Raw genomic sequence first — 26,225 nt, 5'->3', positions numbered from 1 at the left:
GGATAGTTCGTTATCGGAAAATAGATAACGGAACGCCTATGTCTGTCGAATTTATCGGCTACGTCTCTGCTCGAGAGCAGAGTGAAATCATTTCTCCTAAAGGTCCCGATGTCGATCCGGCCTATATCGAGACCACGGCTCGGCTCCATGAGCGCGCGGGGTTCGATCGGGCGCTCGTTGCCTTTCATTCCAGCGCACCAGACAGTCTGTTAATCGCGCAACATGCGGCTTCAGTTACCACGAAACTGGGTCTGCTTATCGCCCACCGTCCAGGCTTCACGGCCCCTACCCTTGCCGCCAGACAGCTTGCGACAATCGATCATCTGAGTCGTGGCCGTGTCGCTGTGCATATCATAACGGGTGGAAACGATCGGGAGCTCAAGGCAGATGGTGACCATCTGTCGAAGGCCGAGCGTTACGCCCGTACGAATGAATATCTGACCGTTCTTTCACGTGAATGGGCCTCGACCGCGCCATTCACGGTCAAAGGTCGCTATTACGATATCGAGGACGCCTCTTCGGAAGTACGCCCCTATAAAGCCAGAACGATCCCGATCTATTTCGGCGGAGCGTCTGACGAGGCCATTGCGGTAGCAGGACGGCATGCCGACGCCTATGCGCTCTGGGGAGAGTCTCTGGCCGGAACCAGGGAGTTGGTTGATCGTGTATCCGCAAGCGCAGCGAGGCATGGGCGCAGGCCCCGGTTTTCAATCTCGTTCAGACCGATCATTGGCGAGACGGAACGGCAGGCCTGGGAACGCGCGCACGATATAGAAGCGCAGATCATTGCACGGCAGAAAGCCACGCTTGAGAGCACGCAAAGCGGGCTCGACACTGCCGGAGCCGCGATTTCCGGCAATAACCTGCCCAGTAATGCCGGATCCCGCCGCCTTCAGGCCTTGTTCTCGGGTGGTGATCGCCATGATGCCCGTCTTTGGACGGGGGTGGCGAGGGTCACGGGCGGGCGATGGAACTCGACGTCCCTCGTCGGCACCGCCGAACAGGTTGCAGAGGCGATGCTGGCCTATCATCGCATTGGCATCGGGACTTTCCTGATACGGGGTTTCGATCCGCTGGCGGATGCAGAGACCTACGGCAGGGAATTGATACCACTCGTCAGGGAACGCGTCTCGAGAGAAGAGGCATCGCTTTCCCATGGCTAAACGCTCTGTCTACGCGGCAGCATCCTTGCTCCATACACGCATGGCGGTGTCTGCCATGGGCCTCGCGCTCTGCACCACAGCCCTTGCCCATGCGACCACGACCCCCTTGAAGAGTAAGGATAAGACCGGGACGCATAACACCCCCCAACACGCAACGAACCGCCCCGTGCGGGCCGGTCCTCAGGCGCAAGGAAAGCCTCTCGGCCTTTCGCCCCAAACACCGGAGACCGTGACAGTACACGCAAACGCACGCGCACCTAGACTGGCAGGAAAAGTATCACTCGGCATTCTGGGGACCCGCTCAGAACTCGATACGCCCTTTTCCATCGCCTCGGTTTCCGCTGCGCAGATACAGAAACTGCAAGCTGCGGATATCAATGATGTGTTCCGTTACGAGCCGGGAATACAGGAGAATTCCAACGGAGGGTCTACAGCTTCCGGGTCGAGTTTTCGCGTTCGCGGACTGAATCTCGACTGGACCAATGGCTACAAGATTGATGGATTGGCAATTCCTTACTGGTATATTGATATACCGCTCGCCAATATTGACCGGCTACAACTGGTCAAAGGTGCCTCAGCCTTCATGTATGGGTTCGGCTCGCCGGGCGGCGTGCTCGATTACCAACTCAAAGCCCCGGTCGAAAATCGTCAGATCGCCGCGGAGGCAGGATACAGGTCTGATGCCGTATTCAGGCAGATGCTCGATATTGGCGGATCGTTGGACCATGCCCATCGCGTAGAGACACGTTTCTCCTTCGGCAGCGAAGTGGGCGACCAGTACAATCAGAGCTTTGTGCGCAATCTCTCTTTGTCATTCACGACACGCATCAAGCTTTCTGATAGCCTGCACTGGCATTTCGAGAGCTTCTACATGAACACCTTGCAAAAGGGCATGGTGAACGGCGTTGCAGTCTCCAACACGTTGACGTCGCTTGAGACAATCAGCGGTCGCGCCCCCTTTGGTGCTGCCAATTCGTGGAAAACGAACGACCTCAAAAGGTTCAGTACCGGATTTGACTGGGATATCGTGCAGGACTGGACGGCTTCAGTTGTCTACGGGTACACCCATCTCGATGAGCGTTTTCCGTCAAATCAGGTAACGTTTACCAGCCCCACTGGCGATTACTACAACCAGAGTTTTCAGCAGACACGGGTTCTTACGTACCATCAGGTCAATGCCGGATTGAACGGGCATTTCATGACCGGTCCCTTGCGTCATGAGGTCAGCTTCGGTCTCACGTGGTTGCGACAGCTCTTTGACGCCGATGCCGCCTCTGGCACGGGAACGCTCAAGGAATATGGCAATATCCACGTCGACCGGCCGGGACTGACCAATGCCACCGCCTATGATCCGAAGCTCTATCGCTATGTCGATTACATGCAGCTTGCGCCTTACTGGACTGACACGATTAGTTGGCATCGTTGGTCGCTGATGGCTGGCGGGCGCTATACCGACTATCACGAGAATGATTTCCTGCCTTCAGGCAGTGTCAGCGCGGTACACCGGAATAACCCGGTGACACCAATCGTCTCTCTCTCGTACAAGCCCGATGCCGGGGTAAATCTCTATTTCAGCTATGTCGAGTCGATGCAAAGTGGTGGTCAGGCTGGCACGACCAATGTCAATTACATGCAGGTATTCGGACCGATCCGCAGCCAGGAATATGAACTGGGGCTGAAACTGCAAAGGAAACACTGGAGCGGCACCCTGGCGGTTTACAGGCTCGATACGGGCGCTGCGTACACCAATGCGCAGAACTATTATGTCCAGGATGGTCTGTCGCGCTATCAGGGTGTCGAAGCGTCAGCGGGATGGCAGGTCACTCGCGACCTGACGATCGGCGGCAGCCTGACTTATCTTGACGCACGCTACGTCAAAGCGGCTGCGGGGTACAAAGGGCGCAGACTTGAGGCCGTCGCGCCGTTTCAGGCAGCCTTCAGCGCGGATTATGCTCTCCCTTTCAACAAAAACTTCGTCTTCAGCGCCGGGTTCAATTACGTATCGTCAAGCTGGCTCGATGCTGCCAACACGTTCCGGCTGCCCTCCTATATCGTGGGCAATGTCGGTGCGAGTTACTGGACCCATCTTGGGCGGCACAAGCTGACGCTGAGAGCGGGCACGCAGAACATAGGCAACGTGCAATACTGGGTAAGCCGTGGCAATCGCGGCCTCTTCCCGGGAGCGCCCCGTACTGCGACGCTGAGCGCTCGTCTCGATTTTTGAGGGCGTCCGCACGGTTCACGGCGCATCACTGCCGTCGGCTGTGAAACCATAGAAAGCGCCCTTGTTCTGTTCCCTTCCCTGCGATCGCATGACAGCAAGGAAGGGACAGAAGTTTGCACCCGTGACGGGCTATACCGACAGGGCCTTAACTAGCTGGCCTGCACCGACTGCAGCGCGTCATAGGCCGCGATCTTTTCCCGCACGATCGGCAGAAGGTCACGCCCATAAAGCTCGGCATCGCCAAGGGGGTCAAAGCCGCGGATGAGGAAATGATCGACGCCCAGACGATAATATTCGAGCATGGATTCCGCTACTTGCTCAGGCGTGCCGACCAGCCCGGTTGAATTGCCAGCCGCCCCCGTCAATTGGGCAACGCCGGTCCAGAGCCTTTCATCCTGACGCAGAGCAGAAGCCGTTTCCAGCAGACGGCGTGAGCCATCATTGGGCGGCGCATGATCGCGGATCGGCAAGCCCTGGCGAATGCGGGCTTCGCGCACGCGCTCAACAATAGACGCGGCCTTGCGCCAGGCTTCCTCCTCTGTGGCGGCAATGACCGGTCTGAGCGACAGCGAAAACCCCGGCGAGCGTCCATGCCGGGCAGCCGACGCCCGGACTCGGGTAATCGTCTCCCGGGTGGCAGACAATGTTTCCCCCCAGGTTGCGTAGACATCGGCATGGCGCCCCGCCACTTCGATGGCTTCTGGGGACGTTCCACCGAAAAATACGGGTAAATGCTCTGGCTTTATGGCGCTCTGCGCCTTGCGTATCCGGTAAAAACGACCGTCATGATCGAAGGGCGCGTCAGCCTGCCATTCGTGACGGAGTACATCGAGATATTCATCACTGCGGGCATAGCGTTCGGCCTTGGTCGTGCCGACATCGCCGTCGCGCGCCATTTCCTCATCTGCGCCACCGGTGATGATATGAACGGCCACACGACCGCTGGAGAGTTGATCGAGTGTCGCGAGCTGCCGCGCCGCCAGTGTAGGCTGCGTGAAGCCGGGGCGATGAGCCACGAGAAAACCAAGCCTCGTGGTGAGGGCGGCGCCATAGGCCGCCACGATCTGGCTCTCCGGCGTGTTGGACCCGAACGGGATGAGAACCCGATCGAAGCCCCCCTCTTCCTGCACACGCAGGGCATTACGCACGTAATCGAGGTCGAGGGCACGGTTACGTGTGCCCTGATCAACCTCCGAACTGTTGTTGAACCCGATATACCCAATGAATTTGACAGACATGGATCCTGACCCCGCAAAAGCATGCGACGTCATCCGAGCGCCAATTCGACATGAGGACAAACGAGTTCGGGTGTTGAGAGACTTCAGTTTTTCCAATGGGTACGCGTTCTGACCCGTGCTTCCTCATCAAAGACGGAATTCGACGGAACCGTATATCGTGCGCGGATCGTTGAATGCCGCCGCATAATAGACAGGCACGCCTCCCCCCTGCACAAAACTGAGGGTTTGAGGGTAGCGATGGTCCAGAAGATTGCGGCCGTTGACTGTCACTGTCCATCGATGGTTGGCGCTCGTCCAGGCGGCAATTGCGTTGACATAGGTCTGAGCTGGCAGGCGTGTCTGGGCGTTGGTCAACGCATCGGTGAAAAGGCTCGATTGATAGGCAATATCTGCCCCGACCCGCCAGGCACCGGGCAGACGAGGCACCGTGAAGCGGTAACTCGTGCCTGCATGCATCTGAAAACGGGGCGAATAGGGCAACGGGCCACCCGCACGCGGCGTGCCGTTGAGCGTCTGCCCGTTAGCCAGTCGCGTCTGGCTGAAAGTACCGGCGAAGCTGTCGAGCTGTGCAAACAGCCAGGACGCCGTGCCGTTGATCTCCCAGCCTTTCGTGACCTGCGCCGAAGTCTCGAACTCGGCGCCGACAGAGTGACCCTTGCCCGCATTGTAGCGTCTCGTCAGGCCTGAGGCAGGGTCCAGTGTGGTCACCTGAATGTTCTGGAAATCGTTGTAGAAGATATCGGCATTCGCGGTCAGGATACCGGATATCGGTCTCGTCTTCGCACCGATTTCATAGGTGGTCAGGATTTCCGGTTTATAGGGCAACAGGGCCTGCAATCTGCCGAGTGCGGTGGGCGTCTGCGCGCGATAGTCGAAGCCGCCGGATTTGCTCCCCTGGGAAATAGAGACGTAGGGCATGAGCCGCGATGTCGCCTGCCAGGTCAGCGCCCCCTTCGGCAGAAGCTGCGTCCAGCTGCGGGTCACACCGGCGCTCCAGGCCTGCTGGCCCGGTGTCGCGGAATAGAGTGTCTGCAGATTATTGGCGACGCCTTGGGTATAGGGAGACGATGCGACGAGATAGGAAAGCTGCTCGGAGTTCGAGTGATCCTCCCAGTTGAAGCGCAGCCCGGCCGTGGCCGTCAGCGTCGGAGTGATGCGATAATGCGCCTCACCGTAAACTGCCCAGTTGCGGGTAAGCTGACCGATCACGGCATAAACCGGCTGATATCGTATCAGCGCCGGATTATTGGTCTGTGTCCCTGCGGCGTTATTGGCCCGGCGCTGCGTAAACCAGTCTTCGTAAAAGAAAAATGCGCCTGTGGTGAAGGAGAAGCGGCCATACTCGCCATTGAGATGCACATCCTGCGAGTAGGCGCGGTCACGATAGGAGAGAAGCTGCGAAGCACGGATATAGGCGTCACCGTAATTGTCGTAATCGCCCTTCATGTCATAGCCACGTATGCCGGTGGTGCCATGCAGCGTCAGGTGAGAGTCGAGGATGTAATTGATGTTCCCGGTAAATCCGGCCTCATTGTAATTGTTTTTCGGATAGATGCGCGAATACAGACCGTAGCGATAGGGGTTCAGCAGATTGCCGTAACCGCGATTGGTGCTGTTATCGATCGTGCCATCGAAAGCCAGGGTGATATCGAGCCGTTCGTTGGGCGTAAATCGTAACTTTCCGCGTCCCTGGCTGTAATCGATATTATTCTCACCACGGTTGAGCGTATAATTATGGTCGATACTGCCACGACCATGATGGTTCAGCGCGATACTGGCATAAATCTTGTCCTTGAGCAGAGCGCCGCTGGCAGCCACGCTCAGGCGATATTCATTATAAGAACCATAGCCCGCAAGCGCCGAAACATGGGTGCGGTTGGTCGGCACTTCCGTCGTGATGCGAACGGCGCCTCCTTCGGCCTGATGGCCTTCGATGAAACCAACCGGACCACGGCTGATGGCAATAGCCTCGATATCGAGCAATTCCTGCATCGTGCCGAGTGTGCGTGGCAGATACACGCCGTCGATATATGTTCCGACCGATGGTTCACCCTGAGGGTCGAGCTCTCCGATGCCGCGAATGAAGTAATTCGTCGCCGAATAACCGACTGAGGCACGTGGCTGGTAGAGGTTGGGGGTCAGATTGCTGATCTGGCGGATATCGGTCACACCCAGTGCACGAAGCCTGTCACCTGTCAGTACGGAAATGGATTGCGCCGTCTTCTGCGCCTGATCGACCAGATGATCGGCACGCGACGACGCGCTTACAACCAGCGTCTCACTCACTGCAGGATGGTGATTTCCCGGTTGCTCCGGTTTTACCGCTGCGGGTTTCCTGAATGCGGCACCCGCCTTCCTGCGCGTCGGGTGCTTGTCGCCGAGTGACGGCAAGTCAGCCTGAGGGCCTGATTGGGTTCGCGTCGCTCCGTGAGCCGTGGCCACAAAGCTGCAGACAAGCGCCGCAGAAGTGCTCGTGCAGAGCAGCAGACGAAACAGGGTTGTCTGTCCTTTCCGCGCATAAGCAGGGGCGACGTGTCTTGCAAACGGGGTCATCGAGGCTCTCCGAAATGATAGGCCTCGTATTTATTGTGCAACGATTGTATATTTCAACAAACAACAACATTCAATAGTGAAATATGATCCATGACCGTTCCTCATTTTGTTTCCCGGGGAGCGGTGCATAAAAAAGACCCGATACAGAGGCCCGGTCCAGAAATACGGCCCAGAGGAAGTAATACAGATGACGGTTTCCGCCCCCCTGCTCGAGACACTCGCATCGGCTTTTGCCCGTCGCGCAGCCGCGCATGATCAGTCGGGAGAAATCTGCACTACCAATCTGGCCGATCTTCGCGAGGCAGGGCTCCTGGCCCTGACGGTTCGGCCCGAATTTGGCGGAAAAGGCGCAGGGTTGCGTGATGTGACGCGTGTTATCTCGGCCATCGCGAAAGGAGACCCGTCAACGGCGCTGATTCTCTCGATGCAATATCTGCAACATGCCAGTGCCGCATCGGCGCAATGGCCTGAGAACACCCATCGGCTGATCTCTGAAGAAGCAGTCAGAACGGGAGCGCTTATCAACGCATTGCGTGTCGAGCCAGCGCTCGGAACTCCGGCACGAGGCGGCCTTCCGGCCACGGTTCTGCGACGCCAGAATGGGTCTTGGGTGCTTACGGGCAGCAAGATCTATTCGACCGGATCAACCGCGCTGCGTTGGGGGATCGTCTGGGCTGCCACCGACGAGGCCCATCCCCGGGTCGGCCATGTGCTGGTTCCCCTCGACCAGGATGGCGTCTCGATTGAGCCGAGCTGGAACCATCTCGGCATGCGCGCCACCGGCAGCCATACGATCTCCTTCGCGACTGTATCGGTGCCTGATGATCACCTGCTTGATCTGCGCGCGCCTGATGCCTGGAAAGGCCATGGGGACGATCTGGCCGCATGGCACGGCGTGGTGATTGCCGCCCTTTATGATGGGGTGGCGAGAGCCGCAGTCGAGTGGTTCCACGGTTTTCTGGACAATCGCATACCAGCCAATCTTGGTCAGAGCCTCGCCACACTGCCGCGCTTTCATGAAATCGCGGGCGAAATCGAGGCCCTCCTGCTCAGTAACGAGGCCCTCATTGCCCATCAGATCACCCGTCAGGAGCGGCGCGAGGCGACTGCCACAGAGGCCAATCTCACCAAGCATATCGTGACCGAAAATGCGATCAGGGCGGTGGAGCGCTGCGTCGCTGCAATCGGCAATCCCGCCCTCACGAGGGATAACCCGCTCGAGCGCCATTACCGCAATGTTTTGTGTGCCCGTATCCATACACCACAGGCCGATATCGCTCTTTCCGCCGCCGGTCGCGCGGCCCTGAAACAGGACAGACCCGTATGAAACTCTCCAGGAGAGCCCTGCTGGCCAGTATCCCCGCCGCGACACTTCTTCCACCGCACAGCTTTGCCGATGATCTGTCCCAGGTCACGCTGCGCGTAGCGACGTTTCGTGGTGCCGATCAAACCCTGCTGCGGACCACGGGGCTTGATGACTTCCCATACAAGGTCGTTTTCAGCGAGTTCAACTCCGGCAATCTGATCGCCCGCGCCATCGATGCCGATGCGATCGATCTCGGTGCTTGGAGTGAGATCCCGATGGTGTTTGCGGCGTCGAGCGGCGCGCGTGTCGCAGTGGCTGCAACACTTGAAGGGCCAACCACCAATCAGGCAGTTCTGGTCCCGACCCGATCACCGCTCAAGAACTTCAGCGATCTGCGGGGCAAGCGCGTAGGCTATATCCGCTCAACCACCACGCAGTATTTTCTGCTCAAGATGCTCGCACAGCATAATATGACGCTGGCCGATATCACCCCCGTCACGCTTGGCATGAGTGAGGGTCTGACGGCGTTGAAATCCGGCAGTCTCGACGCCTGGGCGACCTACGGCTATGCCATCGAAATTCTCGAGGCAGATAACAGTGCCCGTATCCTCGAAAGCGCCGAAGATATCCTGTCTGGTCATTACTTCGTCGGCATCAATCCGCAGCATCTTGACGATACAGGATTCAAGACTGCCTCGGCCGATTACATCAATCGGCTTGGCAAGGCGTATTCGCAGCTCAACGCCGACAAACCCCGCTGGGCACGCGCCGTCGCACCAGACGTGCATGTGCCCGAACCGCTTGTCCTCTCCTACCTCAATCACATGAACCGCGCCTATCACACGCGACCATGGAAGCGATCTGATATCGCCACAGCGTCGGAGGTCGCCCGAACCCTCGGTGGCGCTGGCGCCCTGCCCCCCAACCCGAACCTTGCCTCGGTATTCACGCCGGCCTTGAGCGCCCTCCTGAACGGGTGACCCGCCCTCAGGCTGACAACACAAAAACGCCAGTCCGACTGTATCGGGCTGGCGTCAGTCTGTCTCGGTCTATCGCGACCGGGTCAGATCGGACCCAGCACGCGAAAATTATGCGTCCCATCGCGCTCAAGCTGCGCGATAAGACCGAACTCCCAGTCTAGATAGGCCTGCATCGCTGCAGCGCCGTTATCTGTTCCCTCGTAGGGGCGTTTATAAACATCGTCGGTTGAAGTCAGGGCGCGTGCCTCATCAAGTCCCGCCTCAAGGGTAAAGCCCTCGGCACGCCAGGCTTCCGTACCGCCCTGCAACACACGCACATCGATGCCGAGCGCCGCGAGTTCCGGTGCGGCGAGCGCGGCCAGACGACCATCAGGAGAGGTCAGGACAATTTTCCTGATTTCCCGTGCCTTGAGCTGCGTCCCAAGCTCCGCCCGTGTCGCGAACACCGCGCCCGGGATATGCCCTTTCCGATAGACCGGGGTCGTCGCCAGATCGACGAGAAGAGGCTTTTCAGCCTCATTGGCATAGGATCGCGGCGACAAGGCGCGGATACTGGGAGACAAAGCGTCTGGGCAGACATCCTGGGCACCGGCCCTGGTCTCCTGCTCGAGATCTCCCCGCTCGGCCAGCACATAGACCTCGTTCCATCCGAGTTGACGCAGCCAGTGTCCGGCCATGCGGGCCCTTACGCCGTCATCGTCACTCAGCACGATAGTCCCGTGACGCACGGCAACCCACTCATCCGTCGCCTGTATGAGCTGACCACCCGGCGCGGAGGCAAAGCCCTGAAGGTGCCCCGCCGCATATTCCTCCGGCAAACGAACATCCAGACGATAAAGCGTACGCGTTCTGTCCGCCTGCAAGGCCAGAAATCCTGCTGGCGTGAGCGTTCTGACACCGGTCGCATCGGCCAGCTCCTCCGCCCGCCTCCGGGCGAGAACCACATGACCTGCGCTTGCCGGGGCGCCTGCTGCACGCTGGCCGCGCGCGACGTCGAAACCTGCGAGGGTCCAGCCGATCGTTCCATTACGCAAGGCATAGACCGGGTTCGGCAGGGCCGCATTGACGAGCGATTGCGCGCCTATGATCGACCGTGTGCGCCCGGCACAATTGACCACGATGGTGGTGTCAGGAGACGGCGCATTATCGCGTGCCCTGTACGCGAGATCTCCGCCCGGAACGCTGCGTCCGCCGGGAATGGACATAACTTCATATTCGCTGAAACGCCGCGCATCGAGAATTACAATATTCTCGCCCTTTGCGATACGTTTCTCCAGCTCTTCTGCAGGAAGTGAGGGCGTCTGGCGTTCATGCTCGACAAGCTCGCCAAAAGCCTTGGACGGCACATTCACGTCAATGAAGATCTCGCCGCCACTCTCACGCCAGCCGGCGAGGCCGCCTTCAAGCGACGCGACATTGCCATAGCCCAGCGCCGCAAGAAGCGGCAGAGCTCGGGCGACGTAGCCTTCTCCGTCATCATAGATCACGATCGGCGCATCGCCCCTCGGTACGAGGCGTTTGATATCAAGATCGAGCCTGCTGAGTGGTATGCTGACCGCAAAAAGCGGATGAGCGCGTGAAAATGGCCCCTCTTCACGCAGATCGATCAGCGCGATTTCGCGCCCCTCGCGCAAGGATGCCCGCACAAGCTCGGACGATATGGTTCTGGTCATTTCGTAAGATCCCACAGATTGGGCACAACATCGGACGAGTAGCCGGAGATGAAGATTCTCTCCTGCCCGGTTTCGATGTCATAGGTAGCGCGCGCGACAGCGCCGATATTGGCCCCGTAGACATGGATGGAGAGCGAGGTCTCATCGGCAAGCGCATTCGAGACTAGATGATAATCGCGCTCACCAGGACGCAGGAGTCCGACATGGCCGGGCTCGAGGATCTCTTCCCCTTCACGCTCGAAACCCGCTTCAGTACGGGAGTAGCTTTCCTCTCGCTCGCGCCCACGCAGAATGCCGATCAGCCCCCAGACGCGATGGTCGTGCAGCGGCGTCGTCTGCCCCGGCCCCCAGACGAAACTCACCACCGAGAAACGCCCGTAAGGATCGGCGTGTAGCAGATACTGGCTATAGCGTTCGGGGTCAGGACGAGCGAACAGCTCCGGTAACCAGCGATCATGCGCAATCAGAGCGCGCAGGAGCACGGCACCCTGGTCCAGAATACGCTCCTGACCCTCATCGCGATCGATGAGGGCCGTGAACGCTTCCACAAATTCACGTAAAGGGGTGATGCTCGTCATTGAAGGGCTCAATCCAGAAGTTCGGGCTCTGCCGCGGTAATCCAGTCCCAGAGAGGCTGGAAAGAATAATATCCACCCTGATGCGTGCCGACTTGGCTAGCTGTCAGACGGGCGATATCGGGAGCGATTGGACGCGTTTCCCCTGCCGCCTGGGCGAGGAGTTGTGTCTGGGCGGCATTATCCATAGAGAGGAACCACCATGCGGCGGCCTCGACAGTCGGTCCGACAGTCAAAAGGCCGTGGTTTTGTAAAATGAGCGCCTTTCTCTGGCCAAGAGTGCGCGCCAGACGATCGCCCTCATCATCATTCAGCACGACGCCTGAAAACGGGTCGAAAACCGCATGATCCTCATAAAAGGCGCAGGCATCCTGCGTCAGAGGGGCAAGTTCGATCCCGAGTGTTGAAAATGCCTTGCCATAGGTCGAATGGGTGTGCGCGGCAGCGATCACATCGGGCCGTTCGCGATGAATGGCCGAGTGAATGGTAAAGCCTGCCTGATTGATCGGTTTGTCTCCGATCAGGATATTCCCTTCATGATCGACCAGTTGGAGGTCCGAAACCTTGATCCGGGAAAAATGAACCGCAAGCGGATTGATCCAGAACCGATCCGGAAATTCAGGGTCGCGCGCCGTCACATGCCCGGCCAGCCCCTGATCGAACCCATATCGTCCGAATAGCCGGAACGTTGCTGCAAGCCGTTGCTTGCGGTGCAGACGCTCCTCCTCAAAGCTCTGCGGCTCGGGGCGAGGCGTAAGACGGATAACGCGGGCAGGTGCTGTCTTCTCGGGAGCAAGAACACTCATCATCAGGGCTTTCGGATTAGAGGCGCGACTGTTCAGGGATTCTCGAAGGGCTCTCGATGCAGTTCACAAGAGGCTCGCCAGCGAGAAAACTACGAATATTTCCGGCAATCAGGGCTGCGAGCGGTTCACGCCCCTGCCCTCCAGACCAGGCAATATGCGGTGTGAGACGGATAGAGGGATGGCTATAGAAGGCATGTCCGGCCGGTAGTGGCTCGGGTTCGGTCACATCCAGTGTTGCCAGACGCACGATCCCGCTCGAGAGCGCCTCGATAAGGGCTTCCTGATCGATCAGCCCCCCTCTGGCGACATTGATCAGATGGAGGCCAGGATTAGCGCGGGACAAGGCGCGCTGGTCAACGCAAAACCGCGTTTCGTCATCGAGCGGCAGAGCCAGCACCACGATGTCGCTTGCAGCAAGCAGATCGGGTAGACTGTCTACCGAGGCGATACCTGGCAATTCAGCCTGTCGTGACTTTCGGCAGACACGCAATTCCAGGCCAAACGCTTTCGCACGCTTTGCGACAGCGCCCCCGATGGCGCCAAACCCGGCAAGACCCAATACCTTCCCATCCAGCGTACCGAGCGGTTTGAGCACATCCGGAGACGCGTAGTCTTCGGGTCCATGGGCCTGGCGCAAAGGGAGATTTTTAACGTCATCAAGTATCGCCGCCAGAACATAGTCGGCAATCGCTTCGGCCGTCACACCGCGACCTGTCGTGACCTGCGGGACATCGAAAAGCCAATCGGGAAAGCCGTCGACCCCGGATGAGGCGATCTGGACCCATTCGAGATTGAACGGCCATCCCTGGGGTGGTGTGGCGGGCGCCCCCCGCCATGCAGATGAGGGGCCTGTCACGAGAATAGTCGCATCACCCACCTGCCAGGGCGTTTCCTCCCGAGAGGCCGAGCGGAACACTGCCTGAGGAGGGAGAGCGACTGCATTGGTCAGATCGAGGCCGATCTGATTGAGAATCTTCACCGGCTTCGCTTCAGACGCCGCTGCAGGCGCAACACGCTCCAGAACCTGGCTCATCTCACGCGGCCTTGCTGGCAGAAATTTGAGCCGCCTGCGCCTCTTCACGAGCGATCAACGCCTTGACCCGCGGTATGAGGTCGATGCCGTAAGAGAGCGCATCGGGTAGCGGATCGAAGCCTCGTATCAGAAACGTGGAAATGCCCAGGCGATGGTAATCGAGCAGCGCATCAGCCACCTGATCCGGCGTGCCTACAAGCGAGGTCGAATTCCCCTTCGCCCCGGTCAGGGCCGCGATGCCAGTCCACAGACGTTTATCGGCGCGATGGGTGTCGCCTGCTGCGGCCAGAAGACGGCGCGAACCCTCTGCATGAATATGCGCCTCCCTGCCAAAGCCTGTCTTGCTCAGCAGATCCTGAGCTCTCGCCAGAATAGCCTCGGCCTTGGCCCAGGCGCCGTCTTCAGTTTCGGCAAGTATTGGGCTCAGAGAGAGCGAAAATCGGGGGGAGCGGCCATAGGGTGCCGCCGCCGCCCTGACTTTTGCAACGGTCTCGGCAACCTGGGCATAGCTTTCTCCCCAAAGCGCATAGACGTCAGCGTGCTTCCCCGCCACTTCTATGGCCTCGGGTGAAGATCCGCCGAAATAGACCGGTATCCCGGCGGGATTTCGGGGCCTTATCTGTGAGCGCCCGGCGGCAACACGATAAAACCGGCCCGCATAATCGAATGGCTCTTCCGAGCCCCATTCGAGACGCACGATATCGAGATATTCCCGCGTACGGGCGTAGCGTTCCGATTTTGTTGTAAAATCGCCATCTGCCTGAAATTCGATATCGCTCGCTCCGGTGATGATATGGGGAGCGACACGCCCGTTCGAGAGATGGTCGAGCGTGGCGAACTGACGCGCCGCAAGGGTGGGAGCAATAAAGCCTGGCCTGTGGGCGATCAGCAGGCCGAGATTCGGCGCAATAGCCTGAGCATGAGCCGCTACCGTGAAGCTGTCGGGCGAGTCCGAATGCAGCGCGAAAAGCGCACGATCAAAACCAGCGCTTTCGTGGATCTTGGCTGCGGTCTCGACATAAAGCGGGTCGAAACTCGCGCCGGTGGGCGCGATGGTTTCCGACGCGTTGCGATAGCCGACAAAGCCTATGAACTCGACAGCCATCCTGCTTCTCCTATTTACCGAATCTGTGTCGTGGTAATCTTATTTCACATTGAGTTTTCCGGTCATTCAACGCAATAATATTAAATAGACAGTTTTCTATCGTTAAACGAGGTTCCATGTCAGAAGCGCCCGCCCCCGCCCCACAGCGTCAGCCAAGACGCATGGCGACCAACATGCCGACAGAACTCGTCCGGTCGTTCGTGGCGATCGTCGATGCAGGTTCTATGGCACAGGCGACGGAAGCGATTTTTCTGACCCAATCAGCGCTCAGCCTCCAGATGAAACGTCTGGAAGACTTGCTGCAGCAGAAACTCTTCCGTCGCGATGGCCGGGCTCTCACACTGACAGCCGCTGGAGAGGATCTTCTGGTGAGGGCGCGGCAGTTTCTGGCCCTGAACGACCAGATCGTTCAATCGATGGGTCAGGGCTTCGACCCTGAGCCGATCCATCTTGGCATGACCCAGGACTACGCGGATACCATCCTCCCCGGGGTTCTCGCGCGGTTCCACCATGCTCATCCGCGAGCCCGCCTGCGTCTGCATGTTGGGGGCACCATGGATCTGCTCGATCTGTACGACCGCAGCAAGCTCGATATCGTGCTCGGTTTCGGTCGCCATGCTGAACGTGGCGATGCGGAACTTGTCGAGGTCGCCCAGACCCGCATGATCTGGCTAGGCAATCAGATACATGCGGATTCCGTCGAAGTGCCTCTGGTCCTGCTGGAACCGCCCTGCCAGTTTCGTAACGCTGTTCTCACCACGTTGCAGAATGCAGGCCGTGAGCACCGCATCCTGCTCGAGACGCCCCATCTTCCCGGCCTCAGGGCGGCCCTGAAGAGTGGGCTCGGTGCCAGCGCTCGGACAACCGGTTATGCCGCGGCTGCGGGGTTGCCAGTCATGGCCTCCGGTAGCCTGCCCAGTCTGCCCGACCTTCCGACAATACTGTTGAAACGGCGAGGTATCTCGGAGGCAGCCGATGACCTTGCTGAATTGCTGGTGCAGGAAACCCGGGACAACCAGGAATGAAGCTCGCATGAGAAACGTCAAACTAGAGGTTGAGCGAAACTCTGTTGGGATTTTACGAAGCCTCCGACACCATAGAGGAAAATTCCAGACATTTTAGGAGCATGACCTCATGGGCGATTTCCCCACAGCCCTCGACGCAACAGACCATAAGACCCCTTCTCTGTCAGAGCGGTTCGAGGCCCTTGAGCGCGAGCGGGAACAATCCTGGCCCGCGGAGGCTCTGACGATCAATCGTGACCAGCGCTCCCTTCTTGTGCGCGAACATGATTTGTCAAAAGGGGCTGCCGTCGGGGATCGGTTTCCTGATGCCACACTTACGAGACTGGACGGCACGCTACTGCAGTATCCTTCAGCAGATAGAGGGCCATCAGTTCTCATCTTCTTTCGTTTCGCCGGATGCCCGGCCTGCAATATCGCGTTGCCATTCTACCGTGATCACCTATTTCCAGAACTCAAACGCCGCAATATTGAGCTGCTTGCGATATCCCCGCAACCGATACATCTTCTCCGGGACATCAGTGACAAGCATCATCTGCCATTCACGGTTGCCTCAGATGAACGGCTGTCCCTCGCGAGGAAACTCGGAATCACCTATCGCTATGACGAACCTTCCCGAAGATCTGCGGTCGAAAAAGGGATCGATCCCCTGACCCTGAACGGGACCGACACCTGGGTCCTACCTAAACCTGCGGTGTATGTGGTGGATCATGAGAAAACGATCATTTTCCGCGACGTTTCACCTGACTGGATGGAACGAACCGAAACCGCGCCTATTCTAAAGGCCGTAGCAGACTTTACTCAATATTACGATTGAGCGTTTTTCATATAAGATTGTCGCCCTCAGCAACAAAGGTGGCGATCCGTGACAAGGCGACGTGGTCGTCGCAATTATGCGCGATCCGCCGTCGGTGGGCCATCAAATCATAAGACTTATCGACCACACACCGCTCCGCTAGCACCTTCAAACCCGTCGCTCCGTCGCGGCAGAGGGTAACGTCGACATTGTTGATACATAAAAAGAGTTTGGAAGCACCGCTCTAGGTTATTCCTATGGCATATGGGGGCATGATGCTGCGCATGCACTCTGAGTTGTAGATATCCCGGAACCAAACCACGCCGGTTTTGGCGGTGATGTCAGCTTTCCATGCCATTTCGGTGTGGCTCTTATTGTATTGACCTACTTCAGATAGATTATATTATTGGAAGTAGGTGGGTGCGCGGAAAACGGCGGAGGATGGGCCAGGAAGCATGACTCGGAGACGTGGTTTTTATGCGGTGAGATCGTCTGTCTGCCCATACAGCTGCGCTCAATGAAGGATGTCAGCTTTCGCCTCATGTAAGACATTACGTCTGCCTGCAAGAGTGTTGTAAAGCCGACATTGATGCCTAACATTAGCCCAGAAATACTGAGGAACTGATTTCATAAGAAGGCAGGTAAAGAGGCAAAACCTCTCCCTGCCTCCGTTAAAACGTTACATCGTTATGCCATGATCTTTATACGGTGATGAACGCCAGGATGTCTTCATTGATGACGTCAGCATGGGTGGTGTGCATGCCATGCGGGTAACCGGCATAGATCTTCAAGGTGCTGTTCTGAAGCAGTTTGTCCTGGAGGATCGCAGCGTTTTTGTAGGGCACGACCTGGTCATCATCGCCCTGTAATACAAGCACCGGCACCGTGATCGCCTTCAGATCGTCCGTCTGGTCGGTTTCCGAGAAGGCCTTTTCAACGCGCTGGCCGCCACACTCAATGAGGGCGACGAGGTGATCGTGCTCGCGCCTTACTGGGTCAGCTACCCGGAGATCGTGCAGTTGTGCGGCGCCACGGCGGTGACCGTCGCCTGCGGGGCCGATAGCGGCTTTAAGCTCACGGCCGATGCGCTGGCCACTGCGATCACGCCTCGCACACGCTGGTTGATTCTGAACTCGCCGAGCAATCCCACTGGCGCGGTCTACAGCCGCGAGGATCTGCAGGCGCTGGCCGAGGCGCTGCTGGCCCACCCGCAGGTGCTGGTGCTCTCGGACGACATCTACGAGCACCTGATTTTCGACGGGCTAGAATTCTTCACCCTTGCGCAGGTTGAACCACGGCTTCGTGAGCGGGTCTTGACCATGAATGGTGTGTCCAAAGCCTACGCCATGACAGGTTGGCGCATTGGCTTCGGCACTGGCCCCGGCTGGCTGATCGAGGCGATGGAGAAGCTGCAGGGTCAGCAGACATCGGGCGCTTGCACCATATCCCAGCACGCCGCACTGGCCGCGCTGACCGGGCCGCAGGACTTCATCGCGCAGTCGCGCGTGGCGTTCCAACGCCGGCGCGGCGCGGTCGTCGAATTGCTCAACCAGGCGCCAGGGCTGCACTGCCAGATACCGCAAGGCGCGTTCTATGCTTTTGCCTCTTGCGAGGGTCTGCGGGGCAAGACGACTGCTGCGGGCCAGCGGCTGGCGAGCGACGAGGACGTGGTGAACGCCCTGCTGGATGAAGCAGGCGTCGCTACCGTGCACGGTAGCGCCTTTGGCCTGGGCCCGTACATCCGCATCGCCTATGCGCTGGATGATGCGTCGCTGCAACGTGCCTGCGAAGCCATCCAGCAGTTCTGCCGAACGCTGAGTGATTGAATATGAGAAGACGCTTCCCGATGAAGACCGAGTTCCAGACGACGTCTGTTCCCTTGCGGATTGCCGACACCCACCTCGCAATCGCGGCCGTTCACCGGGATGGCCAACGCGCGCCAATCGTGTTCCTGCACGGGTTCGGCTCGACCAAGGAAGACTATGCCGACATCGTGCGCCACGCGGCATTCGATGGTCGCGCCGTCCTAGCCTACGACGCGCCGGGATGCGGCGAAACCTGCTGCGATGATCTGTCGAAGGTGTCGATCACCTTTCAGGTAGAGACGGCGCTGGCCCTGCTCGACCGGTTCGAAATCGAGCGTTTCCATTTGGTGGGCCACTCGATGGGCGGCCTGGGTGCGTTGCTGCTCGCCCACGCGCAGCCGCAGCGCGTGCTCAGTTTCACCGACATCGAGGGCAACATCGCCCCCGAAGATTGTTTCCTGAGCCGGCAGGTTGTCGAGCACCCGCACGACGATCCTGAGGTATTCTTTTCACGATTCATCGAACGCACCCGTCACGCGCCGGCCTATGCCAGCGCGTTGTACGCAGCCAGTTTGAGGCACAAGGTGCGCGCACAGGCGGTGCAGGGGATCTTCCGCTCAATGGTGGATATGTCGGATCACGGCGACCTGATGAACAAGTTCCTGGGCCTGCCAAGTCCGAAGATGTTCATGTACGGCGAGCAGAACGCCCATCTGTCCTACCTGGCCCATATCGAGCGCCACGGCGTGCGCCTGGCCGAGATCGAGCAGTGTGGGCACTTTCCGATGTATTCGAATCCGGCGCGGATGTGGGAGAAGATAGGGGATTTCATTGCCCTGGCTGAGGACGGCCACGCGGGCAACCCCGCGTGACGTGGCTTTTCAGGCGAAGGCCTCAGCCTCTTCGCCTCCAATCGAACACACAGCCCTACTACGCTGGGTGTCCTGCGCTTTAGCGCGCGGCGACCAATCGGGCTATGTTGGCCGGGCGAGAATACCATTTGCTGACATTCGTCACCGCTACAGGACGACCCAGCTCTCTTTCTCAATGCTCTTATGTGGCTCCCAGCCGACAACACCGCATCTCCTGCCAGAGGCACGAAACAGAGCTAACCTGTTGCCAAGTGTATGGTTTTCAGCTTGGCGTGCTTTGCACGAATGCCTTGACGCCGGCCCCTTTTTTACCCCGTACCCTATGTTTGATAAAGCAAAGAAACGGAAGTAGGGTCGGTGGACGAAAAAAGAGAAGAACGGGCGGAAAAGCGTGCCTTTGCGGGACAGTTTCGATGCGGCGCTAATGATCTGTCTTCCTATACGGCCGCGCCCAAGCTTGGATGTCAGCTTGGGGCATCGCAATATCGGGTCATAGAGGGAAATCGACGGTGTTGGCGGGCAGCGCCCGATGAAGATGATTACTATGAGATCATCATATCCCTCTGAAATGAATTAAGATTCTTTGAAGAGCTCCGGCAATTGGCCATAATCGGCCCCGATTGGGTGCCCATCGGTGGCTACATCGGGCTTTTGGCGGTCACCGGGCGATGCGGTCTGTCCGCTAAGCTTGCAAATCAGTATGAGCCGTTCGCTTTTATAAGCCATTCGAGGCGCACACTTGCCTGGCCGCCTGATAGGAAACGGTGGCTTTTTCTGTCTGGCTGAGATACCTTCGGCAAGAGCCATTGGCCGCCCTGTAGGTATCTGGACATCTTGACAGTATAGCGAGGCCGAACTGAAGAAAGGGGCGAGCAATGTCTACCAAGCAAATTCTTGCGCTCCTTAACTCGCATGTCGACGGGGATGAAGACCAACTTCTCTCAATCGCCTTGCAGATCGCAGCCCAGGAAGCCCGTCTCGGCCGCCCCGATGAAGCGGACAAGCTGAAGCGTCTAGTTCAAAAAGCCCGCGACCAACGTCGGATAGGAAAGCCCGCTGGTGGTCAAACGCCGATCCCACTAGCACGTCCGCGAGGCGAATTGCAGGGACTGGTTGAGAGCACCTATCCCAAGGTCACGTTGTCCAGCATGGTGCTGCCGGATGACATTGCTATGCGGATCGGACGGATCGTTCGTCAGCAGCGAGAGCGCGTCGTCTTGCGCGAGCACGGCCAGACACCGGCGACGCATATATTGCTCGTTGGGCCACCCGGAACCGGCAAGACGATGACCGCCTCGGCGTTGGCGGGGGAGCTTCATCTGCCGCTCTTCACCGTGCGGCTCGAAGCGCTGTTCAGTCGGTTCTTCGGCGAAACCGCCGGTAAGATGCGTCTCCTGTTCGATCAGATCGCGCAGACGCGCGGCGTCTATCTGCTCGACGAATTCGACGCTATAGGCGCGCGTCGGGGCGATCCAAACGACGTTGGGGAAATTCGGCGTGTGCTGAATTCAGTGCTGGCGTTTATGGAAGAGCCAAATTCGACCGACAGCCTCGTGCTGGCGGCGACCAATCATGTCGAGATACTGGACGAGGCCTTGGCGCGACGTTTCGACGAGGTGATCGAATACACGTTGCCGGATAGAGCAGCGGCGCGTGCCGTCGTCGAGCGGCGCCTTGGCAAGTTCAAGTTTGCCGCGAAGTCATGGCTCAGTCTGGAAGCGGCGCTCGACGGTCTCAGCCCAGGCGAACTCGTGCGCGCAGCCGATGCTGTCGTTAAGGACGCCATTCTTGAAGGGGCCGCGAAAGTGTCACCGGTGGCTTTGCGCGGTGCCCTTGAGAACCGGCAGATCTTGAAAGGCAAATTCCGTCGTCAATCCGGCCGTTAGGCAGGCACCGCCAACGGATAGACTAGAACGCGAACGAACGAGCAGGAACTTATGGCGGAGTCAGACAATTTCGACACGAGAAACCGTCCGCACATTGCAATTGACGCCTTTCGTGAAACCGCAGCATACAAGTATCCATCACGCAATCAGGAGCGCAAGCCCCTTCGCGGCGACTATGCCGCGCATGCGGCGCACCTTCTTCAGCAGCTTGATATTGCTCTTGGTGATGTTCCTCTGCCAACTGACGACTCGCGTCTGACCGTTCAAGGTCTGAAGTCCGGCACCGTCGTCGAGATCACTACGCTCACTCCGGCAGAGGACTCCCGCTCCAAAGCCATCAAGATTCCAACCGCCCTGGAGTTTCGCACACAGGACGTGGTGGTGCTACGTTCCGAGCGAAACAATGATCGCACCGAGAGCGCCTTACTTTTTGTGCCTGACGATGCGCGCGCCTTCCTGCAAGCACGGATCAGCGATTATGGCCGTGATCCCGGCAATCAGCGCCGTCCCGATGTCGATCGCTTCGAGGTTGTCGAGGAAGTTCGCGCGATCGACGCCGGTTCGCTGTTCACGGGCGCGCTAGATCTTGTTGCGCCGGACATCATCTGGTGGGAGCTTTGGGTTCGTCAGCCCATCGCTCTGGCGGACCGACTGGCCGACGTAGCGCGCAACGCTAATATCGATGTGCATGAAGATCGGCTCATCTTCCCCGACACGACAGTCCTGTTTCTCCACGGCGCGGCAGCGACGATTGCGACGTTCGCAATGCGGGTTCCAGGCGCGATTACCGAAATCCGCCGTGCGACGGGGACAATCGACCCTTTTCTAGACCATGGCGATACCGGACTCGGACAGCACGATTGGGTCGTGGAACTGGCGCGACGGGTCTCCGCACCTGCGCAGGACGCACCGGTTGTTTGCACGCTCGATACCGGCATCGCCGCATCTCATCCATTGATCGCACCCGGCCTTCGCGGTGCATGGGCCTATGATGCCGCCTGGGGAGCAGACGATCATCAGCCGAATGGCGGTCACGGCACACCGCTGGCAGGTCTCGTGCTCTATGGCGATCTCGAACCGCTGATGAACGATGCGCGTCCGGTCGTGCTGACGCATGGTGCGGAATCCATGAAGCTCTTGCCGCCGCACGGATTCCCGCCGACCAAGCCACCAAGCTATGGGGTTGTGACGCAGGGTGCGATCAGCTTGGTCGAAATCGAACGGCCGGACGCGCTGCGCAGCTTCTGTATCGCCACGTCCGCGACGGACTTTCCGCCTAGCCGTCCCTCGACATGGAGCGGCGCGCTCGATCAGATTGCTTCCGGTGCGATGCTGGGCGAAGTGGATGAGAAAATCTCGGCCGCTGAGCGCCCGAAACGCCTGATGGTCGTCGCCACCGGAAACGTCTCCGGAGGGATGGCTGTGGATGTTCTCCCATCACAACCGCTAGAAGACCCGTCACAGAGTTGGAACGCGCTGACAATCGGTGGTTTCACGCGGAAAGAGCAACCGCCGGCACCGCCGCCGGTCATGCGCGCGGCGGTGCCGGCCAACCATCGCAGTCCTTTCAGCCGAGGTTCGCAATCGCTTCCCGACGACCTGACTCCGATCAAACCGGAGGTTTTGTTCGAGGCGGGCAACATGATGTCCGACGCAACTGGATTTTGTGGTTGGGATCCGTCAGTATCGCTGCTGTCGACGGGATCGGGCGTTGCCGCCGAACCGCTGGTGCCGTTTTGGGCGACTAGCGCCGCCGTTGGTATGGCCGGCCACTTCGTCGGACAGTTGCAAGCGGCGCGACCCGACCTCTGGCCGGAGACGCATCGTGCGCTCACAGTGGATTCCGCGCATTGGCCGGAGCCGGTGCGCAAGAAATTCATCGGACGCGGCGCACACTGGAAGACTGGCTCCAAAGCAGAGAAACAGCAGCATCTCCGTGAGTTCGGGTACGGAGTGCCGAACATTGATCGTGCCATCCTGTCAGCGCGTAATGACGTCACTCTTGTCGCGCAGGCGGAGATTCAACCGTTCGCTATCGGCACCGATGGTCGGACGGGTGTCTTTAACGAGATGCACTTTTACGACCTGCCCTGGCCCAAGGCCGCGCTGGAACAGCTCGAAAACGAAATCGTCACAATGAAGGTGACGCTGTCCTATTTCATCGAGCCTAACCTGACGGGGAAGGCTGCGACCCGACCGGACACATATCGATCCTTCGGCCTGCGCTTCGATATGAAAAAGCGCATTGAATCAAACGCCCGTTTCCGCAACCGAATCTGCGCCAGCCAAGCGAAGGACGGCACCGAAGCCGATGCCGAAACGAGCTGCTGGCTGCTGGGTCCGAAAGCGATTCAGGCCGGCTCCCTGCATTGTGATCTTTGGCGCGGTCGGGCCGTCGACCTGGCCGGACATGACGCCATCGCCGTGTATCCCGTAGGCGGCTGGTGGAAATCGCACGCGGGACAAAAGCGTGTCGCCGATAAGGCGCGTTATGCACTGGTCATCTCGATTTCTGCTCCTGGCCAGCAGGTCGATCTTTATTCTGAAGTCACAGCACTTGTTGAAGCGAAGGAAATCGAGGTGCTGCTCGGCTAAAGACGGTACATACGAAAATACGGATTGGATAGATGCTTGAATGCGTTCGTTTACACTTAATGGGACCTATCAGGTCTTGATATGATCTGCGGCGGTTGCGATGCAGATGACGAAAGCGGAGATTTTCTCGTATCGGGCGACGACGGCCCTCCATTCCTTGAGGCGCGCCCACAGATTCTCGACCAGATAGAGGTGCCTATAGGCCCATTTCGGGTACGAGACGGGCAGCTCGTTTCGGTTGGGCGGGATGACCGGACGCGAGCCTCTGCTCCATAGTTCCTCACGAAAGGGGTTTGAGGCATACCCCCGGTCACAGACGATGTAGCGCGGTGCGGTTGGCAGAGCGTCTAGGAGCGCCATGACGGACGGCAGTTCATGTGCCTGTCCCGGCGTCACGGTATAAAACAGGGCCTTTCCATGGCCATCCGCAGCAACACAGACCTTGCTTCCAAAACCTCCACGCGAGCGGCCAAGTGCCTGACAATCGCTTCGGCGCTCTCGGAATTTCCCTCTTAAACGGCTCCCGCTGCCTTGTGATGAGCCCCGATATTCGTGCCATCAAGAAAGACCACTCCCATGGCTGGATCCTGGTCTTTTACGCGCTCGAAGAGTGCTTCCCAGACGACGAGCTTCGACCATCGAATAAAAAAGCTGGGCTGCGGTCCTCCAGTGGCCGAATACCGAGGGGGGAGATCGCCATTTCACGCCATCCTGATGACGCCAGAAGATGGCCGACACCGTCTGGCGCAGGTTGCGTGGCGGAATTTTGCCTTTGGTCGCACTACCTCGATCAGAGGCTCCCAGACCCGCCACTCATCATCGGACATCACAGACTGCAGCACGCTCATCATGAAGAGCTATGCCGATACATAATATCTTCAAGCCCTAACAGAGTCTAGCACGGCCGTTACCATCTGTATTGCTAAATTGTCCAAAATATCTTCCGTCACTCATGCAGCAATGTGGAACTGCACCCGGATTGGTGGTGACGTCCAATTACGAGTTTCTATGTTTGTAGCGAAAGGTCCTCTTATCCCTCAATTTGGGATAAGAGGAGGCTTCGGCGCGGGTTTTTGGCACGCCGACCTACTTCCGTTTCCTTTAATTATCGGAAGTGGGTGGGGTGGTCGTGAGACAGACGAGAACAGGCTGGCATGGCCGCACCAGACGCTCGCTGTCGATGACGTTTAGATCGTCTTTCCTTCCTTGCGACTGCGCTCAAGCATGGATGTCAGCTCCCGCCTCGTGGCAGACATCCACGCAGCTCCGGCGGTCGTCCAAAAGCCGACATTACGTGGCGAACTGCGATTGACCGAGTTTGGCACAAGCCCGTCGTTCAGGAGAACGACGGCGAATGGCCATTTTCGGATGAAGTGGCCGTTCGCACGGCCGCGAGATGTATGCGAGGAACGAGTGAGTCTGATCGAGCAGCCGCCGATGTAGATCGCGGGCCACCTGCCTCTTGGCGGCGTCGATCCAATCAACCCAGTGCCATATGTCGGGCGCGATGATCGTAGTCTTCAGGAGGGTCATGGAACTGCACCTCCGTTCTGCAGCACAGGCGCGATCTGAGCAGCCGGAGCTGCTCCGGCAGTAGCAGGCTTGGGACACGACCGGGTCCGCAACGGATCGGCGCGTCTACGATTCATCCGTGGCTTGGCCGGTCGGCGTGGTCGCGCCTCAGAGATAACCGCGCCAGCGGTCTGCCCGCCGAATGGACCCACGGGCTGAGTAATCGTGCATTTCAGTTCGGACGGGACCCCGGCCGCCGGGTTCTGGACGACGATAACCTTCGTCGCCGGCGGCTGCTCCTCCTGTGCGACGCTGCGGAAGCCCATCGCGTAGAACAGCGGATCGAGCAATAGGAGCAATATGAATATGCCGAACGCCCGAAGCAGGTGCTCGTGCGTGACCAGAATGCGCGTGACCTTCTCGTTAACCACATCTCGGGAGTTGCGTGTCGCTAGCAGGGTACTGCGGGTCATCCTGCGAAGGGGCTTTGACCTCCGCCATGCCGCCACGATCTCGGACTCGCCGACTTTCTGGAAGCCCCGGACCTGCAGAGTCTTGAAGGCGTTGAACCCAGCTCCAGCCACGTAGATCGTCGCCAGCGCCAGCACGAACAGCCGCGCCGCCTCCGGTGCCGGCCCCGCCTTCTTCTCCCAATTTGCCGCTTGCAGCGTAATGATGACCGGAACCAGCGCCGCTAACACCGCGAGGTAGGTCGTCGCCTTGCCCTCAGCCGTACGAACCCTCTCTTTCTCGGTCGCCGCGAGTTTCTGCGCCTCGTCCAGCGCCCGTTCCTCGTTCGAGTTGAAGACCACCGCCCGGATAGAAGCCTGATCCTTCAGGAGTCGTTGCTCCTCAGCAGTCTTCTGCGCGGGCGTCAGCGGTTCGATGTAGGGGAACACCCAGCTGGCAATCCGATGCCAGTTCATGAACAGCCTACGTATAGGGAATCAACGATCGCGGCCGTGATGGGGGCTCCCGTCCGCTGCTCAATCCAGGCCCACTGCCCGTTCGGGTTGGCCTCTAGGCTCAGGACTCATAGCCAGAATATGACGGTTGCGGCGAGACAGATGGCCGAGAAGAA

The 26,225-nt window shown here is 58.8% G+C and carries 19 protein-coding genes and 1 pseudogene; 10 read left to right on the top strand and 10 right to left on the bottom strand.

Annotation, left to right across the window (positions count from 1 at the left end):
- Nucleotides 1-38: 38 nt before the first annotated feature.
- Both AA0535_RS01470 and AA0535_RS01465 read left to right on the top strand, forming a co-directional pair.
- Nucleotides 39-1,163, top strand: a complete 1,125-nt coding sequence (locus AA0535_RS01470) for an LLM class flavin-dependent oxidoreductase (protein WP_264814129.1) — start codon at nt 39-41, stop codon at nt 1,161-1,163.
- Nucleotides 1,156-3,387 (top strand): TonB-dependent siderophore receptor, encoded by a 2,232-nt coding sequence (locus tag AA0535_RS01465; RefSeq protein WP_264814128.1) that lies wholly within the window; start codon nt 1,156-1,158, stop codon nt 3,385-3,387. Before AA0535_RS01470 ends, AA0535_RS01465 begins: the two co-directional genes overlap by 8 nt.
- 149 nt (nt 3,388-3,536) lie before the next feature.
- On the opposite strand, the gene AA0535_RS01460 is transcribed toward AA0535_RS01465, so the two are convergent.
- Both AA0535_RS01460 and AA0535_RS01455 read right to left on the bottom strand, forming a co-directional pair.
- Nucleotides 3,537-4,625 carry an LLM class flavin-dependent oxidoreductase gene (locus tag AA0535_RS01460; protein ID WP_264814127.1) on the bottom strand — a complete coding sequence of 363 codons (1,089 nt, stop codon included), beginning with the start codon at nt 4,623-4,625 and terminating at the stop codon, nt 3,537-3,539.
- Between the two features lie 126 nt (nt 4,626-4,751).
- Nucleotides 4,752-7,178, bottom strand: coding sequence for a TonB-dependent receptor (locus AA0535_RS01455; protein ID WP_264814125.1), 2,427 nt, complete (start codon nt 7,176-7,178; stop codon nt 4,752-4,754).
- A gap of 187 nt (nt 7,179-7,365) precedes the next feature.
- Here AA0535_RS01455 and AA0535_RS01450 point away from each other — a divergent pair, with 187 nt between their 5' ends.
- Together AA0535_RS01450 and AA0535_RS01445 are read left to right on the top strand one after the other, a co-directional pair.
- A complete protein-coding gene (locus AA0535_RS01450; RefSeq protein ID WP_264814123.1) occupies nt 7,366-8,505 on the top strand; it encodes an acyl-CoA dehydrogenase family protein in 1,140 nt (379 codons plus the stop codon).
- On the top strand, nt 8,502-9,464 hold the full coding sequence (locus AA0535_RS01445) for an ABC transporter substrate-binding protein (protein ID WP_264814122.1): 963 nt from the start codon (nt 8,502-8,504) through the stop codon (nt 9,462-9,464). The genes AA0535_RS01450 and AA0535_RS01445 overlap by 4 nt, the downstream gene beginning before the upstream one ends.
- A gap of 83 nt (nt 9,465-9,547) precedes the next feature.
- Here AA0535_RS01445 and AA0535_RS01440 read toward each other — a convergent pair whose 3' ends face one another.
- From AA0535_RS01440 to AA0535_RS01420, 5 genes are read right to left on the bottom strand one after another with little or no spacing between them, the layout of a single operon-like run.
- A complete protein-coding gene (locus AA0535_RS01440) occupies nt 9,548-11,137 on the bottom strand; it encodes a rhodanese-like domain-containing protein (RefSeq protein ID WP_264814120.1) in 1,590 nt (529 codons plus the stop codon).
- Complete coding sequence (locus AA0535_RS01435) at nt 11,134-11,715, bottom strand: cysteine dioxygenase family protein (protein ID WP_264814119.1); 582 nt, start codon at nt 11,713-11,715, stop codon at nt 11,134-11,136. Before AA0535_RS01435 ends, AA0535_RS01440 begins: the two co-directional genes overlap by 4 nt.
- An 8-nt stretch (nt 11,716-11,723) precedes the next feature.
- On the bottom strand, nt 11,724-12,521 hold the full coding sequence (locus AA0535_RS01430; RefSeq protein WP_264814118.1) for a class II aldolase/adducin family protein: 798 nt from the start codon (nt 12,519-12,521) through the stop codon (nt 11,724-11,726).
- A 13-nt stretch (nt 12,522-12,534) separates the two neighbouring features.
- Entirely contained in the window at nt 12,535-13,551 is a 1,017-nt protein-coding gene (locus AA0535_RS01425; RefSeq protein WP_264814117.1) for an NAD(P)-dependent oxidoreductase, read from the bottom strand.
- A 1-nt stretch (nt 13,552) separates the two neighbouring features.
- Nucleotides 13,553-14,656, bottom strand: a complete 1,104-nt coding sequence (locus AA0535_RS01420) for an LLM class flavin-dependent oxidoreductase (RefSeq protein ID WP_264814115.1) — start codon at nt 14,654-14,656, stop codon at nt 13,553-13,555.
- A gap of 116 nt (nt 14,657-14,772) precedes the next feature.
- Here AA0535_RS01420 and AA0535_RS01415 point away from each other — a divergent pair, with 116 nt between their 5' ends.
- Together AA0535_RS01415 and AA0535_RS01410 are read left to right on the top strand one after the other, a co-directional pair.
- A complete protein-coding gene (locus AA0535_RS01415) occupies nt 14,773-15,681 on the top strand; it encodes a LysR substrate-binding domain-containing protein (RefSeq protein ID WP_264814114.1) in 909 nt (302 codons plus the stop codon).
- Between the two features lie 109 nt (nt 15,682-15,790).
- The gene (locus AA0535_RS01410; RefSeq protein ID WP_264814112.1) at nt 15,791-16,495 is read left to right on the top strand and encodes a peroxiredoxin-like family protein; all 705 of its coding nucleotides are present in this window, start codon (nt 15,791-15,793) and stop codon (nt 16,493-16,495) included.
- Between the two features lie 680 nt (nt 16,496-17,175).
- Here the strand turns inward: AA0535_RS01410 and AA0535_RS01405 are convergent.
- Nucleotides 17,176-17,433, bottom strand: coding sequence for an alpha/beta fold hydrolase (locus AA0535_RS01405; protein WP_264814320.1), 258 nt, complete (start codon nt 17,431-17,433; stop codon nt 17,176-17,178).
- Between AA0535_RS01405 and AA0535_RS01400 the strand changes: the two genes are divergently transcribed.
- The 4 genes from AA0535_RS01400 to AA0535_RS01385 all read left to right on the top strand — a co-directional run bounded on the left by AA0535_RS01400 (nt 17,374) and on the right by AA0535_RS01385 (nt 23,632).
- Nucleotides 17,374-18,300: a pyridoxal phosphate-dependent aminotransferase gene (locus AA0535_RS01400; protein ID WP_306310209.1), complete on the top strand. Its 927-nt coding sequence runs from the start codon at nt 17,374-17,376 to the stop codon at nt 18,298-18,300. The two genes, AA0535_RS01405 and AA0535_RS01400, sit on opposite strands and share 60 nt — an antisense overlap.
- 20 nt (nt 18,301-18,320) lie before the next feature.
- Complete coding sequence (locus AA0535_RS01395; RefSeq protein WP_264814111.1) at nt 18,321-19,151, top strand: alpha/beta fold hydrolase; 831 nt, start codon at nt 18,321-18,323, stop codon at nt 19,149-19,151.
- An 875-nt stretch (nt 19,152-20,026) separates the two neighbouring features.
- Nucleotides 20,027-21,037 carry an AAA family ATPase gene (locus AA0535_RS01390; RefSeq protein WP_264814110.1) on the top strand — a complete coding sequence of 337 codons (1,011 nt, stop codon included), beginning with the start codon at nt 20,027-20,029 and terminating at the stop codon, nt 21,035-21,037.
- Between the two features lie 51 nt (nt 21,038-21,088).
- Entirely contained in the window at nt 21,089-23,632 is a 2,544-nt protein-coding gene (locus tag AA0535_RS01385; protein ID WP_264814109.1) for a S8 family peptidase, read from the top strand.
- A 69-nt stretch (nt 23,633-23,701) separates the two neighbouring features.
- Here AA0535_RS01385 and AA0535_RS01380 read toward each other — a convergent pair.
- Nucleotides 23,702-24,462: pseudogene (locus AA0535_RS01380) on the bottom strand (IS5 family transposase).
- 699 nt (nt 24,463-25,161) lie between these two features.
- Nucleotides 25,162-26,070, bottom strand: coding sequence for a hypothetical protein (locus AA0535_RS01375; protein WP_264814108.1), 909 nt, complete (start codon nt 26,068-26,070; stop codon nt 25,162-25,164).
- Nucleotides 26,071-26,225 lie beyond the last annotated feature (155 nt).

Origin of the sequence: Asaia krungthepensis NRIC 0535, assembly GCF_025995175.1 — a bacterium.
Taxonomy (GTDB): domain Bacteria; phylum Pseudomonadota; class Alphaproteobacteria; order Acetobacterales; family Acetobacteraceae; genus Asaia; species Asaia krungthepensis.
This window is presented reverse-complemented; position numbering and strand designations above follow the sequence as displayed.

Coding starts and splice junctions, on each gene's coding strand:
- AA0535_RS01470 (WP_264814129.1), top strand. CDS start 39: ATGTCTGTCGAATTTATCGGCTACGTCTCTGCTCGAGAGCAGAGTGAA.
- AA0535_RS01465 (WP_264814128.1), top strand. CDS start 1,156: ATGGCTAAACGCTCTGTCTACGCGGCAGCATCCTTGCTCCATACACGC.
- AA0535_RS01460 (WP_264814127.1), bottom strand. CDS start 4,625: ATGTCTGTCAAATTCATTGGGTATATCGGGTTCAACAACAGTTCGGAG.
- AA0535_RS01455 (WP_264814125.1), bottom strand. CDS start 7,178: ATGACCCCGTTTGCAAGACACGTCGCCCCTGCTTATGCGCGGAAAGGA.
- AA0535_RS01450 (WP_264814123.1), top strand. CDS start 7,366: ATGACGGTTTCCGCCCCCCTGCTCGAGACACTCGCATCGGCTTTTGCC.
- AA0535_RS01445 (WP_264814122.1), top strand. CDS start 8,502: ATGAAACTCTCCAGGAGAGCCCTGCTGGCCAGTATCCCCGCCGCGACA.
- AA0535_RS01440 (WP_264814120.1), bottom strand. CDS start 11,137: ATGACCAGAACCATATCGTCCGAGCTTGTGCGGGCATCCTTGCGCGAG.
- AA0535_RS01435 (WP_264814119.1), bottom strand. CDS start 11,715: ATGACGAGCATCACCCCTTTACGTGAATTTGTGGAAGCGTTCACGGCC.
- AA0535_RS01430 (WP_264814118.1), bottom strand. CDS start 12,521: ATGATGAGTGTTCTTGCTCCCGAGAAGACAGCACCTGCCCGCGTTATC.
- AA0535_RS01425 (WP_264814117.1), bottom strand. CDS start 13,551: ATGAGCCAGGTTCTGGAGCGTGTTGCGCCTGCAGCGGCGTCTGAAGCG.
- AA0535_RS01420 (WP_264814115.1), bottom strand. CDS start 14,656: ATGGCTGTCGAGTTCATAGGCTTTGTCGGCTATCGCAACGCGTCGGAA.
- AA0535_RS01415 (WP_264814114.1), top strand. CDS start 14,773: ATGTCAGAAGCGCCCGCCCCCGCCCCACAGCGTCAGCCAAGACGCATG.
- AA0535_RS01410 (WP_264814112.1), top strand. CDS start 15,791: ATGGGCGATTTCCCCACAGCCCTCGACGCAACAGACCATAAGACCCCT.
- AA0535_RS01395 (WP_264814111.1), top strand. CDS start 18,321: ATGAAGACCGAGTTCCAGACGACGTCTGTTCCCTTGCGGATTGCCGAC.
- AA0535_RS01390 (WP_264814110.1), top strand. CDS start 20,027: ATGTCTACCAAGCAAATTCTTGCGCTCCTTAACTCGCATGTCGACGGG.
- AA0535_RS01385 (WP_264814109.1), top strand. CDS start 21,089: ATGGCGGAGTCAGACAATTTCGACACGAGAAACCGTCCGCACATTGCA.
- AA0535_RS01375 (WP_264814108.1), bottom strand. CDS start 26,070: ATGAACTGGCATCGGATTGCCAGCTGGGTGTTCCCCTACATCGAACCG.